The organism is Pseudomonas sp. Irchel s3h9, from assembly GCF_900187475.1.
Taxonomy (GTDB): domain Bacteria; phylum Pseudomonadota; class Gammaproteobacteria; order Pseudomonadales; family Pseudomonadaceae; genus Aquipseudomonas; species Aquipseudomonas neuropathica.
Window position 1 is genome coordinate 151,871 of sequence record NZ_FYDH01000007.1, and the last position, 16,633, is coordinate 168,503.

13 protein-coding genes are annotated in these 16,633 nt (G+C 60.7%); 9 read left to right on the forward strand and 4 right to left on the reverse strand.

Annotated features, from left to right (window positions below; all coding sequences use genetic code 11):
• Positions 1 to 72 precede the first annotated feature (72 nt).
• Positions 73 to 1,272 (reverse strand): MFS transporter, encoded by a 1,200-nt coding sequence (locus CKW26_RS13695; protein ID WP_095048968.1) that lies wholly within the window; start codon positions 1,270 to 1,272, stop codon positions 73 to 75.
• Positions 1,273 to 1,609: 337 nt separating this feature from the next.
• On the opposite strand from CKW26_RS13695, the gene CKW26_RS13700 reads away from it, so the two are divergent.
• From CKW26_RS13700 to CKW26_RS13720, 5 genes are all read left to right on the forward strand, one after another.
• The gene (locus tag CKW26_RS13700) at positions 1,610 to 2,848 is read left to right on the forward strand and encodes a cytochrome c (RefSeq protein ID WP_371917962.1); all 1,239 of its coding nucleotides are present in this window, start codon (positions 1,610 to 1,612) and stop codon (positions 2,846 to 2,848) included.
• Positions 2,845 to 3,318, forward strand: a complete 474-nt coding sequence (locus tag CKW26_RS13705; RefSeq protein ID WP_095048970.1) for a (2Fe-2S)-binding protein — start codon at positions 2,845 to 2,847, stop codon at positions 3,316 to 3,318. The genes CKW26_RS13700 and CKW26_RS13705 overlap by 4 nt, the downstream gene beginning before the upstream one ends.
• On the forward strand, positions 3,315 to 5,549 hold the full coding sequence (locus tag CKW26_RS13710) for a molybdopterin cofactor-binding domain-containing protein (RefSeq protein WP_095048971.1): 2,235 nt from the start codon (positions 3,315 to 3,317) through the stop codon (positions 5,547 to 5,549). Before CKW26_RS13705 ends, CKW26_RS13710 begins: the two co-directional genes overlap by 4 nt.
• A gap of 170 nt (positions 5,550 to 5,719) precedes the next feature.
• Positions 5,720 to 6,832: an alkene reductase gene (locus CKW26_RS13715; protein WP_095048972.1), complete on the forward strand. Its 1,113-nt coding sequence runs from the start codon at positions 5,720 to 5,722 to the stop codon at positions 6,830 to 6,832.
• Between the two features lie 256 nt (positions 6,833 to 7,088).
• Positions 7,089 to 8,048 carry an EamA family transporter gene (locus CKW26_RS13720; RefSeq protein WP_095048973.1) on the forward strand — a complete coding sequence of 320 codons (960 nt, stop codon included), beginning with the start codon at positions 7,089 to 7,091 and terminating at the stop codon, positions 8,046 to 8,048.
• 20 nt (positions 8,049 to 8,068) lie between these two features.
• Here CKW26_RS13720 and CKW26_RS13725 read toward each other — a convergent pair whose 3' ends face one another.
• Positions 8,069 to 8,983: a hypothetical protein gene (locus CKW26_RS13725; RefSeq protein ID WP_095048974.1), complete on the reverse strand. Its 915-nt coding sequence runs from the start codon at positions 8,981 to 8,983 to the stop codon at positions 8,069 to 8,071.
• A gap of 294 nt (positions 8,984 to 9,277) precedes the next feature.
• Here CKW26_RS13725 and CKW26_RS13730 point away from each other — a divergent pair, with 294 nt between their 5' ends.
• Positions 9,278 to 10,576 (forward strand): MFS transporter, encoded by a 1,299-nt coding sequence (locus tag CKW26_RS13730; protein WP_095048975.1) that lies wholly within the window; start codon positions 9,278 to 9,280, stop codon positions 10,574 to 10,576.
• Positions 10,577 to 10,618: 42 nt separating this feature from the next.
• On the opposite strand, the gene CKW26_RS13735 is transcribed toward CKW26_RS13730, so the two are convergent.
• Complete coding sequence (locus tag CKW26_RS13735) at positions 10,619 to 11,734, reverse strand: aromatic ring-hydroxylating dioxygenase subunit alpha (protein ID WP_095048976.1); 1,116 nt, start codon at positions 11,732 to 11,734, stop codon at positions 10,619 to 10,621.
• A 169-nt stretch (positions 11,735 to 11,903) separates the two neighbouring features.
• On the opposite strand from CKW26_RS13735, the gene CKW26_RS13740 reads away from it, so the two are divergent.
• Positions 11,904 to 13,031 (forward strand): aminotransferase class V-fold PLP-dependent enzyme, encoded by a 1,128-nt coding sequence (locus CKW26_RS13740; RefSeq protein ID WP_095048977.1) that lies wholly within the window; start codon positions 11,904 to 11,906, stop codon positions 13,029 to 13,031.
• A 40-nt stretch (positions 13,032 to 13,071) separates the two neighbouring features.
• Here the strand turns inward: CKW26_RS13740 and ppk2 are convergent, their stop codons facing one another.
• Positions 13,072 to 13,989: a polyphosphate kinase 2 gene (gene ppk2 / locus CKW26_RS13745; protein ID WP_095048978.1), complete on the reverse strand. Its 918-nt coding sequence runs from the start codon at positions 13,987 to 13,989 to the stop codon at positions 13,072 to 13,074.
• 242 nt (positions 13,990 to 14,231) lie between these two features.
• Between ppk2 and CKW26_RS13750 the strand changes: the two genes are divergently transcribed.
• Positions 14,232 to 15,329, forward strand: a complete 1,098-nt coding sequence (locus CKW26_RS13750) for a carboxynorspermidine decarboxylase (protein WP_095048979.1) — start codon at positions 14,232 to 14,234, stop codon at positions 15,327 to 15,329.
• Positions 15,330 to 15,358: 29 nt separating this feature from the next.
• Positions 15,359 to 16,603: a saccharopine dehydrogenase family protein gene (locus CKW26_RS13755; protein WP_095048980.1), complete on the forward strand. Its 1,245-nt coding sequence runs from the start codon at positions 15,359 to 15,361 to the stop codon at positions 16,601 to 16,603.
• The last annotated feature ends 30 nt before the right edge of the window (positions 16,604 to 16,633 follow it).

A 16,633-nucleotide genomic window follows, 5' to 3' on the forward strand; every position in this document is an offset into this window, starting at 1 on the left:
AACGCGGATGATTGTGCATCACTGTTCCCCCGTCGTCTTGTACCACCGTGCTTGCCCGCGCTCGCCGGTTGTTCAGACATCGGCCTGGCGACCCAGGAACAAGCCGAGCGCCAGCGCTGGCAACAGCGCCACCGCGACAGCGGACAGGTTCCAGCCGAAATGCTCGTACAACGGGCTTGCAACCAGCGACCCCAGCGCGCCGCCGACGAAAATACTGGTCATGTACACGGCGTTCAGGCGCGCACGGCTGTGGGGATCGAGGGCGTACACCTCACGCTGGCCGAGCACCATGTTCAATTGCACGGCGAAATCCAGCAGCACCGCGCACACCACCAACCAGACATAGCCGCTGCCCGGGAGCGCGGCGATCAGCAGCGAAACCGGCGCCAGCAGCAATGCGACCAGCGTGCCGCGACGACCATGCCCGGCATCGGCCAGACGTCCGGCAATCGGCGCGGCAATGGCACCCACCGCACCGACCAGCGCGAAGATCGCGACTTGTGCCTGAGTGAAGCCGTGGTGACGCATCAGTTCAATCGGTGCAAGGGTCCAGAACAGGCTGAAACTGGCAAACAGCAACCCTTGATACAGCGAGCGCTGACGCAACAGTGGATAGCGCCGGGCCAAGGCAAACACCGAACCGATCAACGCAGCATACGAAGCTTTATGCGTCGGCAGCCGACGCGGCAGCGCCACCGCAGTGATCAGCGCGATGACCGCCATCAGGGCCGCCGCGCTGTAAAACACCCCGCGCCAGCCGAACACTTCAACCAACAGGCTCGACAGTGGCCGCGACAACAGAATACCCAGCAGCAGACCGCTCATGATATTGCCGACGACGCGGCCACGACTGGCCTCGGGCGCCAGGTGTGCCGCCAACGGCACAAGGATCTGCACGGCCACCGAGGTCAGACCGATCAGCAAAGACAACAGCAGGAACATCGACGGTGAATGGGTCAGCCCGGCGCACAGCAATGTGACGCTCGCCGCCAGGGTGAAGCCGACCACCAGCCGGCGGTTTTCCATCAGGTCGGCCAGTGGCACCAGCAGTAACAGGCCCAGTGCGTAGCCAAATTGCGTCAGCGAAACGATCAGGCTGGCATTGGCGCTGGACAGTCCGATCTGCGGTGCAATCAGTTCGACGATCGGCTGCGCGTAATAAAGATTGGCCACGACCGCGCCACAGCAAAATGCCAAGAACGCGACCATCAGGCCGGACAGTGAAGTTGGCTGTTCGGCATTCGCCGCAACGGCCGGATTGCCTGTGAGCATGATGACACCTCATTGAGTTCAGGAAAGTGCTGCCAAGGCTACGGCCCTGTGTCGACGTGCAGAATCCACGCGGCGAGCAACGCAGTGATGCGTCCGGTGCAACGGCGCAAGCGTTGCTTCTCGCGCAACGCGCTGTTGCGTGGGCCGGTCATTCTCCCGCGCAGACGGTTTCTCTACGCTTTGGCCCCTGGCGCCGTAGTCCCCTGCGGCGCCCTTCCCCGGCCATCACAAGGAGCGTTTCCATGACCCGCAGCCCATCCGTCCTGTCATCGCCTGCCGCGTTTTTTCCTGTGCCATGAACAGCTCATTTCTGAAGTCCAGAACGCTATGGATCAGCGTGGCAGTCATCGCTGTGCTCGGCCTGATCGGTGCCGTTTGGTTGATGTGGCGTCCGGCAATTACACCCATCGAGCGCCCGACGCTGTTCGATACTGCGCAATTGCAACGCGGGGCGCGGGTGGTCGAGGCCGGCGATTGTGCGGTGTGCCATACCCGCCCCGGCGGTGAATATCTGGCCGGCGGGCTGCCGCTGGTAACGCCGTTCGGCACGCTGTACAGCACCAACATCACCCCGGACGCTGAGACCGGTATCGGCCAATGGTCACTGCCGGCCTTCGAGCGGGCGATGCGTCAGGGCATTGCTCGCGATGGTCACTTGCTCTATCCGGCGTTCCCCTACGTGCACTACCGGCGCATGAGCGCAGCAGACATCGCCGACGCCTATGCCTACTTGATGAGCGGCCCCGCCGTGCACGCGCCGGCCGAGCACAACCAGATGAATTTCCCGATGAATATTCGTCCGTTGGTGGCGTTCTGGAACCTGCTGTTCCTGCACGGTGAGCCACTGACGCCTCTGGCGGGACGTAGCGAGGCGTGGAATCGCGGGCGTTATCTGGTCGACGCCCCGGGCCATTGCGCCGGCTGCCATTCGCCGCTGAACCTGATCGGCGCGGAAAAGTCCTCGGCATACCTACAGGGCGGCAGCGTTGACGGCTGGCACGCGCCGGCGCTGGTCGGCATGGGCCAGCGCAGCAACCCGTGGAGTCGTGAGCAACTGGTCGGCTATCTGCGCGCTGAGATCGTTGATGGCCACGGCACACCCGCCGGGCCGATGCGTCCGGTCAGCTTGAGTCTGGCCCGCTTGCCCGCCAGTGAGGCCGAGGCGATTGCCGAATACCTGCTCAGTTTGGAAAACCCGCTTTCGGTGACAGAGACAACAGCGCAGCGCGCCGCCAATGCCCCGGCAGACCACTCGACCGGCGCCCTGCTCTTCAGCAGCGCCTGCGCCGGTTGCCATGGCCCAGCGGCGCCGATGCGCACCATCGATGGTCGCCCGGGGTTGCAAAACACCTCGGCGCTGCAAGCGGCCAGCTCGCGCAATTTCCTCAAAACCGTGCTTGAAGGCTTGCCCGCCACACCCGGATCGCCCGGTCCGCTGATGCCTGCATTCGCCGCCAGCCTCGACAACGCGCAACTCGGCGCACTGGCCGCGTATCTGCGTCAGCAAGCCAGCCCCGATCAACCGTGGGCCGACCTCTCTTCCACTATTGAAGCGTTACGTCAGGAGACGAAATGAGCCAGATCACCCTCAACGTCAACGGAGCCGCGCAACCGCTTGAGCTGGAGCCGGACATGCCGCTGCTGTATGCGCTGCGCAATCACTTGAACCTCAACGGCGCCAAATACGGCTGCGGTCTCGGTCAGTGCGGCGCCTGCACGGTGATCGTCGATGATCAACCGGTGTTCGCCTGCCTGACGCCCTGCGCCGGTCTCGAAGGCAAAAAAATCCGCACCGTGGAAAGCCTCGGTAGCGCAGAAGATCCTGGCCCCCTGCAAGCGGCGTTCATTGAGAAACAGGCCGCGCAATGCGGTTACTGCATTGCCGGCATGCTGATGCGCGCGCAGGCGTTGCTTGAGCGTAATCGCCACCCGGATGAGGCGACCATTCGCGAGCACATGGCCGGCAACCTGTGCCGCTGCGGTACGCACTTGCGGATCATCGAGGCGATCAAACAGGTGGCCGGGCACAATGGGAGCCTGACATGAGTGAGTCGAATGGTTTGCAGCCGAGCCGACGCGCCTTCCTGCGCGGTGGTGCGTTGCTGATGGCGTTCACCCTGATGCCGGTCGCGCGGCGTGTGTTGGCAGATACGGAAGTCGATACGCTCGGCACCGTGGTCCTCGCGCCCGACCTGCCCGGAAGCCTGCGCACCAATCCGTTTCTCGACGCTTGGATCCGCATCGGCGCCGACGGCATTACCGTCTACACCGGCAAGGTCGAATTGGGCACCGGGGTGAAAACCGCGCTGCTGCAAATCGCCGCCGAGCGTTTGCAGGTGCCGGCAACCTCCATCAACTTGCTCACCGCCGACACCGCGCTGACGCCCAACGAAGGCTACACCGCCGGCAGCCACAGCATTTTTGACAGCGGTACCGCGTTGTATAACGCCGCCGCGCAGGTGCGCGAAATGCTCGTCGATGCCGCCGCGCGCAGTTGGCAGGTTGATGCAGCACTGCTGAGCACCCGCGACGCTGTGATCGTAGGCCCGGCCGGCCAGCAGATGAGTTACGCCGACGCGGTCAAGCATGTCGATGTGCATCAATATGCCAAGGCTCAGTCACCGGCGATGGCCGCCGCTGATTTCAAACTGATCGGCCATTCGTTGCCGCGCCTCGACATTCCGGCGAAGGTCAGCGGTGGTGCAGCCTTCGTCCAGGACATGCGCCTGCCGGGCATGCTGCATGCGCGGGTGATCCGCCCGCCCCGTCCGGGCTGCACGTTGCAAGCATTCGATGCGGCGTCCATCGAAGCGCTGGCTGGCGTGGTCAAGGTGATCCGCGACGGCAACTATCTGGCGGTGGTCGCCGGTGATGAGTGGCAAGCGATCAAAGCCATGCGCCGTGCCAGCGAAGTCGCGCAGTGGAGCAGCGGCGAGGCGATTCCTGATGCGGCGCAGATTCATGACCTGCTCAAACGCCTGCCCTCACGGCGCTATCCGATCAGCCACAGCGGCACGCCGAGCGGCGCGGCCGACACGCGTTTTCAGGCGCGGGTCACCAAGCAATATCTGATGCACGGCTCGATCGGCCCGTCTTGCGCAGTGGCCTGGTTCAAGGACGGCACGCTCACCGTCTGGACCCACACCCAAGGCGTTTACCCGCTGCGCGCCGGCATTGCCGAAATGCTCGGCCTGCCACCAGAGCGGGTGCGCTGTATTCATACTGAAGGCTCAGGGTGTTACGGCCACAACGGCGCAGATGATGCCGCCGCCGATGCAGCATTGATTGCCCTGCGCGTGCCCGGTACGCCGGTGCGCGTGCAATGGATGCGCGAACAGGAAAATCTTTGGGAGCCGTATAGCTCGGCGATGGTCACTGAAGTCGACGCAGGCCTCAGCCAGGGTCGTCTGCAGGACTGGGCCTACGAACTCTGGACCACGCCGCATAACGAACGCATCGTCAACGCCGGGCGTCTGCTGCCGGCACGCTTGCTCGCGCGGCCCTTCGCCTCGGCGCCATCCGTGCCGATCGCCCAGCCCGAAGGCGATGGTGATCGCAACGCGGTACCGCTGTATGCGTTGAACTCGACGCGCATCAACATGACCTTCGTCACCCAGATGCCCTTTCGCACCTCGGCCATGCGTTCACTGGGCGCGCACATCAACATTTTTGCCATCGAGGCGAGTATCGACGAACTGGCGATCAGGGCCGGCATCGACGCGGTCGCCTTGCGTCTGGCCCATCTCAGCGACCCGCGTGCTCGCGCGGTGGTAGAACGTGTGCGTGATGAGATCGGTTGGCCGCAAAAAAGCAGCGAGCCCGGCGCCGGTATCGGTTTCGCCTTTGCCCGCTACAAAAACATCATGGGTTACTGCGCCATCGCGGTGAAACTTCGCGTGCATCCGCAGACTGGCGAGATCCGCATCGATCACGTGGTGACGGCGGTGGATGTCGGCCAGATCGTCAGCCCCGATGGCCTGCGCAATCAGGTCGAGGGCGGCATCGTGCAGTCCGCGAGCTGGACCCTGTACGAAAAAGTCGCCTACGACGCGGGGGGCATTCGCAGCTACGACTGGAGCGGTTATCCGATTCTGCGCTTCACGCAACTGCCGAAAAAAGTCGATGTGCATTTGCTCGACCAACCGGGAGAACCCTTCCTCGGTGCCGCTGAAATCGTTCAAGGGCCGATGGCCGCCGCCCTTGGCAACGCCGTCGCCAACGCCACTGGCCGGCGCTGGCTGAACCTACCGCTCACGCGCTCAAACCAATCCGACTGAGCCACGCCCGTGTTCATCGCTGATGAGCACGGGCGCCGTTGCGTTGCGCGCAAAACAGCGTAGCGCCGGTCGCCGATTATCAGCCCCGCTGAGCGCGGTTAAGTTAGCGGCACTGGTTCGCGGCCCCGCTGCCGCGCTTGAATTTCCTTTATTGAAATCTGGAGCTACCCATGACCCGTCGTCTGTTCCAACCCCTCGCACTCGGTCCTTACACCCTCGCCCATCGCGTGGCGATGGCCCCCTTGACGCGCTCACGCGCCGGCCAACCGGGCGATGTACCGACGCCGATGAACGCCGAGTACTACCGCCAGCGGGCCAGCGCCGCGCTGATCATCACCGAGGCCACACAAATCTCCCGGCAGGCTCAGGGTTACGCCTGGACGCCGGGCATCTACAGTCCTGAGCAAGTTGAGGCGTGGCGCGACGTCAGCGCGGCGGTGCATGAGGCCGGCGGCCTGATCTTCATGCAACTGTGGCACGTCGGCCGGGTGTCCCACCCCAGTTTTCAACCCGATGCTGGCCTGCCGGTTGCGCCCAGCGCGCTGCCAGTGCCTGGCAAGACGTTTATCGTCGACGAAAACGGTAACGGCGTCTGGGGTGATGTGCCGGTGCCGCGCGCGCTGGAAACCGCGGAAATCGCCGGCATCGTCGAGGACTACCGCGTGGCCGCGCGCAACGCATTGCTGGCGGGCATGGACGGTGTAGAGATTCATGCTGGCAACGGTTACCTGCTCGACCAGTTTCTTAACAGCAACAGCAACCAGCGTGACGATGCCTATGGCGGCAGCGTGGAGAACCGCGCGCGGTTTCTGCTGGAGGTGGTCGCGGCCGTGGCTGAAGAAGTTGGCGCCGAGCGGGTCGGCGTACGCCTGACGCCGATGGGGCGCTTCATGGGCATGGGCGATGACACCCCGGAGGCAACCTTCGGCCACCTCGTCGAAGCGCTCAATCATTGGAATCTGGCCTACCTGCACCTGGTCGAGCCGGCGATGGTCGGCACAGTCAAAGACGAGAACTTCGACCCGCGCTGGGACGCGATCATTGCCCAGTTGCGCAAGACCTGGAACGGCGTGCTGATCCTGGCCGGCGGCTACGATGCGCAATCTGCCGAACAGGCGCTGATTGCCGATCGTGCCGACATCATCGCGTTTGGCCGGCCGTTCCTGGCCAACCCGGACTTGCCGCGTCGGCTGCACGATGGCCTGGCGCTCAACGTGCCGGATCCGAGCAGCTTTTTCGGTGGGGATCAGCGGGGCTACATCGATTATCCATTTCATGCCTGAACAAATGCAGGCCACCCGCCTCTCATGAATGTGTAAATCCCTGGAAGCAGGGGCCGATGCGCCCCTGCTCGATCAAGTCATACGATCTCTACGTTTAGTCGCAGATGTGAAAAATCCACCGTAACGCCGATCACAGTGCAGCTGTGCGCTTTCAGGTCTATTGCCCGACGTCGCCGAATGCGATAAAACGGGCTCGTTGTACGACAACCTAATAAAAATCAAGTCGTTCGAACGGCTAACAATCCTGAGATCTGCCATGCCTCGCCCTACCGCTACGCAAACCGTGCCGCCACCCTACCCCCGTTATCTGGCGGTGATCATTCTGTTGTGCATGGGCTGTGCGTTTGCCGGCAATCATGTGGCGGCGCGAGTCGCATTTGATGATGGTGCGGGAGTGTTGCTGGCGATTTTGATGCGTTCCGGCGGGACCTTGCTGGTGCTCGCCATGCTGGTGCTGTGGCAAAGACAAAGCCCGCGTTTGCCGGCGGGCGCATGGCGCTGGCAACTGCTGCTGGGGTTGCTGATCACTGCACAGAGTCTGTGTCTGTATTCCGCTGTCGCACGGGTGCCGGTGGCGCTGGCCCTGCTGGTGGCGAACGTATTCCCTATTCTGCTGGCATTGCTCACCTGGGCGCTGGGTGGCCCGCGACCGAGCGCGCGCACCGCGATATTGATGGGTTTGATTCTATTGGGTCTGGTGTTTGTGCTGGACGTGCCCGGGCGCCTCTCGACCACGACAGACGTCAGTGCGCAATGGCTGACCGGCGTCGCGCTCGCGTTCTGCGCCGCCAGCGTGTTCGCCTGCGCGCTGTGGATCACCGACCACAAACTGTCTCAGGTACGCGGCTCGGTGCGCAGTCTGCTGACCATTTTCATCGTGTTCAGCAGCGTCAACCTCGCAGGGCTGACGGGCGCCCTTCCCGGCGGATTGAACCTGCCCGCCACCTCGACCGGATGGCTGGCCCTCGCCACTCTGGTGGTGCTGTACGGCACAGGTTTTATCGTCTTGTTCATTTCCGTACCTCGACTCGACATGCCGCGCAATGCGCCGGTGATGAACATCGAACCATTGGCAACGCTGCTGATGGGCTGGATTGTGCTGGATCAGATGCTCAGCAACGGACAGATTCTCGGCGGGGTAATTGTGGTCACGGGCATCGTTTTGCTGACATATCGTAAATCAGTGGTCAAGGCTGAGGTTAAAGTCAGTGCGTGAGGGGTTCTCGCCAGCGGTTCTCACGGTCGAGTTTGGCCTGCTTCGGCCAGCTTCTTTTGCACATAAAAAAGCATCAACACCGAATTTGTCTGAGCCTGTCGAGATTGCTGCTCAAACAACGCCACAAGCTCTTCTTCACGCTTGCACTCAGCGTTGATATCGCCCCTTGCAAATTCGCAGCTACCGTATTGGCCCCAGCCTTTGCGGGCCTCATCGGTATCTCGGGCGGGATACACCCAATACGCTTGCCATGCACCGTCGACGACAGGTTTGCCGGCCGCGTCTATCTGCTCAATCGCCTGCAAGGTTGCTGTCGCAGCGGCGTCCAGAAAACCTTGAGGGGTGGCATCGGCTTTACTCGCCTCATCACGAAGCGCCTGACACTGCGCGTCAGACAAGTCGAACAATGGCAGCGCTTCAATGCTCTCGAACTCATCAAACGGATCCGCATGATTGCCCGGCAACTTGGCGTGGTAAGCCGGCACGACATGGCCGGGGACGCTCATGTCTTGTATGTAATGCAAGACCCTTCCCGCTTGCTCGTATACCGCAACGGGATCGGCACCGGGTTCCACCAGCAGCGCGTTCAGCTTTTCAATACGTTTGGAAAAAATCACGTCCAGGCTACGGTTGGCGAACCAGAATGGCTCAAGTTTTTTGTTGCGGTTATAGAAGTGCCAATTGGTAGCGCGCTGAGGGAGCGTTAGCAGGTTTGAATCCTCAGCGTCAGTGCCTGCCGCCAAAGCCTCCGCCAACTGTTCGGGCAACTTCACCCCCGGGCAGCGTTGATACGCCTGAGCTGCTTTCAGTGCATAGGCCGAATGCAAGTCGGGGTTGAAGGCGAAGGCTGGGGTTGACGGGTTGAACAGCAGCGATAGGCCAAATACTGCGAGGTAACGTGTTGCGGCTCTTCGGCCTATCCGGGTGGCTTCCATGCTGTTGATCTCCAGAAACTTGCGTGATTGCGGAACACTTATCGTACGCGCGGCAATTTAGCACTTAGGTGGTGGCAAAAAGCTGTTTTTTGCTCAGCCACTCAGGACAAGCATAAAGGGCAACCCCTGCGTCCTAACGTCGCAGCAAACAGCTATTGGCAAATCCTGCACAAGCCTTAGAATCCCGCGCTCTCTTGCAGCCCCCTCGGCGTCTGCCTGCACCACAACACACTTCGGCTTGGCAATCGCATGCGCAGCGGCGCACGTTGCGCTGTTCGTCCTCTAGAGGTTTTTATGTCTCCGCGTTTGCTGGCCATGGCGCTGGCGCCCCTGCTCGGGCTGTTCATTGTTGCGCTGGGCAACGGTTTCATGTCGTCGCTGACCACCCTTCGACTGGACGCTGCCGGTGCCTCGACCACGATGATCGGTATCGTTTCATCGGCCTACTTCATCGGCCTGACCCTGGGTGCGGTGTTCAATGACCGTTTGATTCTGCGCATCGGCCATATCCGCGCCTATGGCAGTTTCGCCTCGCTGATCGCCGTGACCATCCTGCTGCAGGGCTTGTTCTATGACACTTGGGGCTGGTTCGCCCTGCGCCTGATCAACGGCTGGGCCACGGTCGGCGTGTTTCTGGTGATCGAAAGCTGGTTGCTGCTGGCGGGCGACGCGAAGATTCGCGGGCGCTTGCTCGCGTTGTACATGATCGTCTTGTACGGCGCCGGTGTGCTGGGTCAGGCAACGCTAGGGAAAATCACCGGGTTGAGCGACAGCGCACCGTTCATGGTCGCCGGCATGCTCGCCTCGTTGTCGGTGCTGCCGATCGTGATTCTGCCGCGCGTATCGCCATTGCTTGATCAGGTTGAACCGCTCAAACCCCGGCAACTGCTAGGCGTGACGCCGACCGGGCTGGTCGGCTGTTTCGGCTCGGGTGTGACCATCGCGGCGATCTACACCTTGCTGCCGTTGTATCTGCAACGCAGCGGTCTGAATGTCGGGGAAGTTGGCAGCATGATGGCCTGGACGATCCTCGGTGCGATGCTCCTGCAATACCCAGTCGGGCGCTGGTCTGACCGCAAGGATCGCTTGCAAGTGCTGACCATTCTGACGGTGGCATGCACGGTGCTATCGCTGGTGATCGTTCTGGTGCCGTTGTCCTCGACCATGCTCGCGGTGATGTTGTTTCTGCTTGGTGGTGGTGTGTTCGCGCTGTACCCGGTTGCCGTCAGCCACGCCGCCGACCGTGCCCCGGCCGAAGCCTTGGTGCCGATGATTCAGGGCTTGCTGCTGATCAATTCGCTGGGCTCGGCGATCAGCCCGATGATGATCTCGCCGGTGATGAATTCGTTCGGTGCCAATGGTCTGTTCTGGGTGTTTGCGCTGGTCAATCTGTGCATGGTCACCTTCTTCCTGTGGCGCCGTGGCAAACGCCCGGTTCCGGCCAATCCCGCACCTTTTGCGGCGGCAGCGACGTTCTCGCCGACTGGTGCGGAGCTGCGGGTGACTGAAGACTTGCGTCAAGCGGTGCAGGAGCATCCGCCGATGGTCGATGCACTGAGCGGCGAGCCTTCGCCGCAATGTGAGACGCGCTAGGGGTTGCGCCAGTCTGCGCCAAGCGCAGGCTGGCTCGCACCGCTATTCAGATTCGTGGGTGATATCCACGAGCGGAATCGGTTCAATCGCCCAAGCGCGAATCTGACGACGTTCAGGGCTGGGTATTGCGCAGGCTTTGCGTCCAGTGAACGTTCGCGCAAGACGCTCTTCATCAATGCGCCATCCGCGCAACTCCAGTGCCTGCACGTCTTTGCGAAAGGCAATCTGCAGCGCATCGGATTTCAACGAAACCTCCTGCTGAAAAGAGTCCGGCACACGCTCGGGCCGGACGTTTTTCAGCACAGCGTGATCTTGTTCGAAGATACGGATATTGCTCGCAATGAACCTGCGATCCAGCAGTCGGGTGCGCAGGAACGTTCTGCCCATCATCCACCAGGTGCGCGTGCGACTGGCGTCAATCGGCACATGCGCCGAGACGATGTAGATCCGCCAGCCGTTGGGCAACTCAAGCTCAAGCGTTGTACAAGGGCCGGACAGGTGAAACCCCGGAACAGTGGCCACACTGACAAACTCGGTGGAGGATTTGCGCCGCAGCAGCCCTTTGCGTGCCGGCCTGCGCATGAGCATTTGGGCGCTGCCGCTCCACGCATCGCTGTCGACCTCGAATGATTCAATCTCGGGATGATCCGGATCGCCGAAGGTTGATCCATGGACAAACGGTGCGTGGGCGAAGTCCAGACCGTTTTCGATAATCCGGTCCCAACTGGCCTGCCAGTCAAAGTGACCCGAGACCACGCGGATGGCGGGATCGTCGATCCAGTCGAGCATCGGCAAGGGTGGACGCTCAGACTCAGGCAGATCACCTAAAAACGCCCAGATCCAGCCGTATCGCTCCAGTGTCGGGTAGGCATCGACGCGGGCCTTGGCGGGAATCCGCAGGTCGGGCTGCGCCGGTATCTGCGTGCACACGCCATCACCGCCAAACCGCCAGCCGTGATAAGGGCACTGCACGCTGTTGCCGACCTTGCTGCCGGCTGACAGTGAACCGCCGCGATGCACGCAAATATCCGAAAGCAGGTGAGCGACCCCCGCGTCATCGCGGAACGCAACGAACGGTTGTCCGAGCAATTGAACCGGCATCAATCCATCAGTCAGCTGTGACGATGGGAGAACGACATACCAGAGGTTTGTGAGCATGGGGGGCGTGTGATCCGTCAGTACGGTGAGTTCAAATCAGAAAAACCCTGGAGTGCAAAACTAAACCAGAGGGCTCCACTTGGCCAACGTGATTTGCCAGTGCCCTTGCCCTGCCCTTTGCCTACACTTGCTTGCCAATGATGTTTACCTCTCTGCCGAAGGAGTCACCATGTCCAAGCTCTATCCGAGCATCGATCCCGAGGGATTGGTCGAGTATTCCGTGGTCTACACCGACCGCTCGCTCAATCACATGTCGCAGTCCTTTCAAGGCGTGATGAAGAACATTTCCAAAACCCTGAAACAGGTCTACCACGCCGAAGCGGTGGCGGTGGTTCCAGGCAGCGGCACTTTCGGCATGGAAGCGGTGGCGCGGCAGTTCGCCACCGGCCAGCAATGCCTGGTGATACGCAACGGCTGGTTCAGTTATCGCTGGAGCCAGATTTTGGAGATGGGCAACATCCCGGCGGCCACTACGGTGCTCAAGGCCCGGCCGATCGAGACGGGTCGCCAGGCCGCCTACGCCCCGCCGCCACTGGACGAAGTGCTGGCAGCCATCGCCGCACAGAAACCGCAGGTGGTCTTCGCGCCCCACGTTGAAACCTCATCCGGGATCCTCCTGCCCGACGAGTACCTACGAGCCGTTGGCGACGCCGTGCATGCGGTGGGTGGTCTGTTCGTGCTGGACTGCATTGCCTCCGGCACCATTTGGGTGGATATGCACAAATGCGCCGTCGACCTGCTGATCAGCGCACCACAGAAAGGCTGGAGCGCTTCCCCCTGCTGCGCCTTGGTGATGTTCAGTTCTGCAGCGCTTGAGCGCATCGAACAGACGCAAAGCAGCAGCTTCGCCTGCGACCTGAAAAAGTGGCTGCAGATCATGCAGGCCTACGAACAGGGTGGACATGCCTATCACGCGACCATGCCCAGCGATTCCCTCGCGCGATTCAACGACGTGATGAAAGAGACGCAAGCGTACGGTTTCGACAAGATCCGCGACGAACAACAGGCGCTGGGCGATCAGGTGCGCGCCCTGTTAACCGGCAGAGGTTTCAAAAGCGTCGCCGCAGAAGGCTTTCAGGCCCCCGGCGTCGTGGTGAGCTACACCGATGATGCCGACATCAAAAACGGCAAGAAATTTGCCCAGCACGGCCTGCAGATCGCCGCCGGCGTGCCATTGCAATGCGATGAGCCAGCCGACTTCCAGACCTTTCGCCTCGGGCTGTTCGGGCTGGAGAAGCTGCAGAATATCGAGCGCACGGTCAGCCTGCTGGAGCAGGCATTGGATGAGGTTATTTAGATACCCGGCAACCCGTCGTCGGGCCGCCTGGTTCGGCCGTTTAATAGACTTGAGGCACCATGAGTTCCGGTGGCGTAGGACTGCGAGAGTAGTCCTCCTCGCGCACGCGCTGCGGCAGTTCAATCAGCGGTAACTCGACTTCTTCGTAAGGCATTTGGCCGAGTAGATGATTGATGCAGTTAAGTCGGGCTTTTTTCTTGTCGTCGGCTTGCACCACCCACCAGGGTGCTTCGGCAATGTGGGTGCGTTCGAGCATGATTTCCTTGGCCTTGGTATAGGCCTCCCAACGCCGACGTGACTCCAGGTCCATCGGGCTGAGTTTCCACTGCTTGAGCGGGTCGTGAATGCGACTAAGGAAGCGCAGGTGTTGTTCTTGGTCGGAAATGGAAAACCAGTACTTGATCAACTGAATGCCGGAACGGGCGAGCATCCGTTCAAACTCTGGCACGGTCCGGAAAAATTCTTCGTACTGATAGTCGTTGCAAAATCCCATAACTTTTTCAACACCGGCGCGGTTGTACCAACTGCGGTCAAATAGCACGATCTCACCTGCTGCCGGTAGGTGCGAGACATATCGCTGGAAGTACCATTGAGTTCGCTCGCGGTCGTTGGGCGCGGGCAAGGCAGCGACTCGGCATACCCGGGGGTTGAGCCGCTGGGTTATGCGCTTGATTACCCCTCCCTTGCCAGCGGCATCGCGCCCTTCAAACAAGATCACTACCTTGTGTCCGGTCTTGACCACCCAGCTTTGCAACTTCACCAGTTCACCCTGCAGGCGAAACAACTCGCTGAAATAAAGCCGTCGGTCGTCCTTCTCAATACCATTCGGAACGTGGTCATCGAACAGCGCGTTCAGGTCATGCCCGTCTTCGGACAACTCCAACTCCAGCTCCTCGTCACTGTGGTCGAGCAGCTCGCGCTGAATGCGGTGTATCAACTGATCTTGAGCTGAGGGCATGGTGAAGACCTCGGGTACTGGATGGTACTGCCATACTGACGTCGATTTATGACTGAGCAGTTACCGGGGTTCTCGGGATTGCTGATTGCTTGAAGCAGACGTTGCATACTGGCCCAACGTCCCGAGCGTTCAACCTTTCGCGGGGATTTGCTGAACCAGTCCTACGCTCTGCTCTTTCGATATATGGTCAGTCCGGGCACAATGCGCATCCTTTTTTGGCTGGCCTTGCCGGAGGCCTCGAAATGATCAAGACACCGTACTACCTCATCGACAAACAGAAACTGCTGACCAACATGCAGAAGATCGCCTATGTGCGCGAACAGTCAGGGGCCAAGGCCCTGCTGGCACTCAAGTGCTTCGCGACCTGGTCGGTGTTCGACTTGATGCAGCAATACATGGACGGCACCACGTCGTCGTCGCTGTACGAACTCAAGCTCGGCCGCCAGAAGTTCGAAGGCGAAACCCACGCCTACAGCGTGGCCTGGGCTGACGATGAGATCGAGGAGATGCTCGACAATTGCGACAAGATCATCTTCAACTCCATCAGCCAGCTGCAACGCTTTGCCGAGCGCTCTGAGGGCAAAGTCCGGGGCCTGCGCGTTAACCCGCAAGTCAGCAGCTCCGATTATCTGCTGGCCGACCCGGCGCGTCCGTTCAGCCGTCTAGGCGAATGGGACCCGGTGAAGATCGAAGGCGTTATCAGCCAGATCTCCGGCTTCATGTTCCACAATAACTGTGAGAACGGCGACTTTGGCCTGTTCGACCAAATGCTCTGCACCATTGAAGAACGCTTCGGTGAGCTGCTGCACAAGGTCAGCTGGGTCAGCCTGGGCGGCGGCATTCACTTCACCGGTGAAGGCTACGCACTGGACGCGTTCTGCGCTCGTCTCAAGGCGTTCTCGCAAAAGTACGGCGTGCAGGTCTATCTGGAGCCTGGCGAAGCGGCGATCACTAACAGCGCTTCGCTGGAAGTCACCGTGCTCGACACCCTCTACAACGGCAAGCACCTGGCCGTCGTGGACAGCTCCATTGAAGCCCACCTGCTCGACCTGTTGATCTATCGCCTGAACGCCAAGCTGGCGCCGAGCGAGGGTGAACACACCTACATGGTGTGCGGCAAATCGTGCCTGGCCGGAGACATCTTCGGCGAGTACCAGTTTGATCGTCCGCTGGCCATTGGTGATCGACTGTCATTCATTGATACCGCCGGCTACACCATGGTCAAGAAGAACTGGTTCAACGGCCTGAAAATGCCATCCATCGTGGTGAAACAACTCGATGGTACCGTCGAAGTAGTTCGCCAATTCGGTTACGAAGACTACCTGTCCAGCCTTTCTTGAAACGGACAGACAAAGGAGAGAAAAAGCAATTGAAAAAGAACGTTCTTATCATTGGTGCAGGAGGTGTCGCTAAGGTGGTGGCCCACAAGTGCGCGCAGCATAACGATGAACTCGGTCGTATCGCTATCGCGTCGCGCAACATCTCCAAATGCCAGGCCATCATCGACAGCGTCAAGGCCAAGGGTAGCCTCAAACAACCCGCCGATATCAAAGCCTTCTCCCTCAATGCGCTGGATGTCGAGGCGACCAAGGCGCTGATCCGTGAAACCGGATCCCAGATCGTCATCAACGTCGGCTCCGCGTTCCTCAATATGTCGGTGTTGCGTGCCTGCATCGATACCGGCGTCGCTTATCTCGACACCGCCATTCACGAAGAGCCGGGCAAGATCTGCGAAACCCCGCCCTGGTATGGCAACTATGAGTGGAAGCACCTCGCCGAGTGCCAAGAGAAGAACATCACCGCCATTCTCGGCGTGGGCTTCGACCCGGGTGTGGTCAACGCCTATGCAGCACTGGCACAACAACAGTATTTCGACCGCATTGATTCGATTGACATTCTTGACGTCAATGCCGGTTCCCACGGCAAATATTTCGCCACCAATTTCGATCCGGAAATCAATTTCCGTGAATTCACCGGGCAGGTGTGGAGCTGGCAGAACAGCCAGTGGACCAGCAACACCATGTTCGAAGTCAAACGCACCGACGACCTGCCGGTTGTAGGCTCGCAGAACCTGTACCTGACCGGTCACGATGAAGTGCACTCGCTGTCGAAGAATCTGGACGCACCCAACGTGCGTTTCTGGATGAGTTTCGGCGAGCACTACATCAACGTGTTCACGGTCCTCAGAAACCTCGGTCTGCTGTCCGAACAACCGGTCAAGACCGCTGAAGGCCTGGAAGTCGTGCCGCTGAAAGTGGTCAAGGCCGTGCTGCCTGATCCGAGTTCGCTGGCGCCCGGCTACACCGGCAAGACCTGCATCGGTGACCTGGTCAAGGGCACCAAGGATGGCCAGTCGCGCGAAGTGTTCATCTACAACGTGGCCGACCACGAGGAAGCCTTTGCCGAAACCGACAGCCAGGGCATTTCCTACACCGCCGGCGTACCGCCTGTTGCCGCTGCCCTGCTGGTCGCCCGTGGCGAGTGGGATGTGCAGCGCATGGCCAACGTCGAGGAACTGCCGGCTGAGCCGTTCCTCAAGGCGCTGGACGTCATGGGACTGCCGACCCGCATCAAGGATGAACACGGAGATCGTCCCTGGAACGGCGTAGCCTGAGGCTCGCAATAACCCGCGACGCGTCACTGC

Coding starts and splice junctions, on each gene's coding strand:
- CKW26_RS13740 (WP_095048977.1), top strand. CDS start 11,904: ATGTCCAAGCTCTATCCGAGCATCGATCCCGAGGGATTGGTCGAGTAT.
- CKW26_RS13720 (WP_095048973.1), top strand. CDS start 7,089: ATGCCTCGCCCTACCGCTACGCAAACCGTGCCGCCACCCTACCCCCGT.
- CKW26_RS13735 (WP_095048976.1), bottom strand. CDS start 11,734: ATGCTCACAAACCTCTGGTATGTCGTTCTCCCATCGTCACAGCTGACT.
- CKW26_RS13695 (WP_095048968.1), bottom strand. CDS start 1,272: ATGCTCACAGGCAATCCGGCCGTTGCGGCGAATGCCGAACAGCCAACT.
- CKW26_RS13730 (WP_095048975.1), top strand. CDS start 9,278: ATGTCTCCGCGTTTGCTGGCCATGGCGCTGGCGCCCCTGCTCGGGCTG.
- CKW26_RS13750 (WP_095048979.1), top strand. CDS start 14,232: ATGATCAAGACACCGTACTACCTCATCGACAAACAGAAACTGCTGACC.
- CKW26_RS13705 (WP_095048970.1), top strand. CDS start 2,845: ATGAGCCAGATCACCCTCAACGTCAACGGAGCCGCGCAACCGCTTGAG.
- CKW26_RS13715 (WP_095048972.1), top strand. CDS start 5,720: ATGACCCGTCGTCTGTTCCAACCCCTCGCACTCGGTCCTTACACCCTC.
- CKW26_RS13710 (WP_095048971.1), top strand. CDS start 3,315: ATGAGTGAGTCGAATGGTTTGCAGCCGAGCCGACGCGCCTTCCTGCGC.
- ppk2 (WP_095048978.1), bottom strand. CDS start 13,989: ATGCCCTCAGCTCAAGATCAGTTGATACACCGCATTCAGCGCGAGCTG.
- CKW26_RS13725 (WP_095048974.1), bottom strand. CDS start 8,983: ATGGAAGCCACCCGGATAGGCCGAAGAGCCGCAACACGTTACCTCGCA.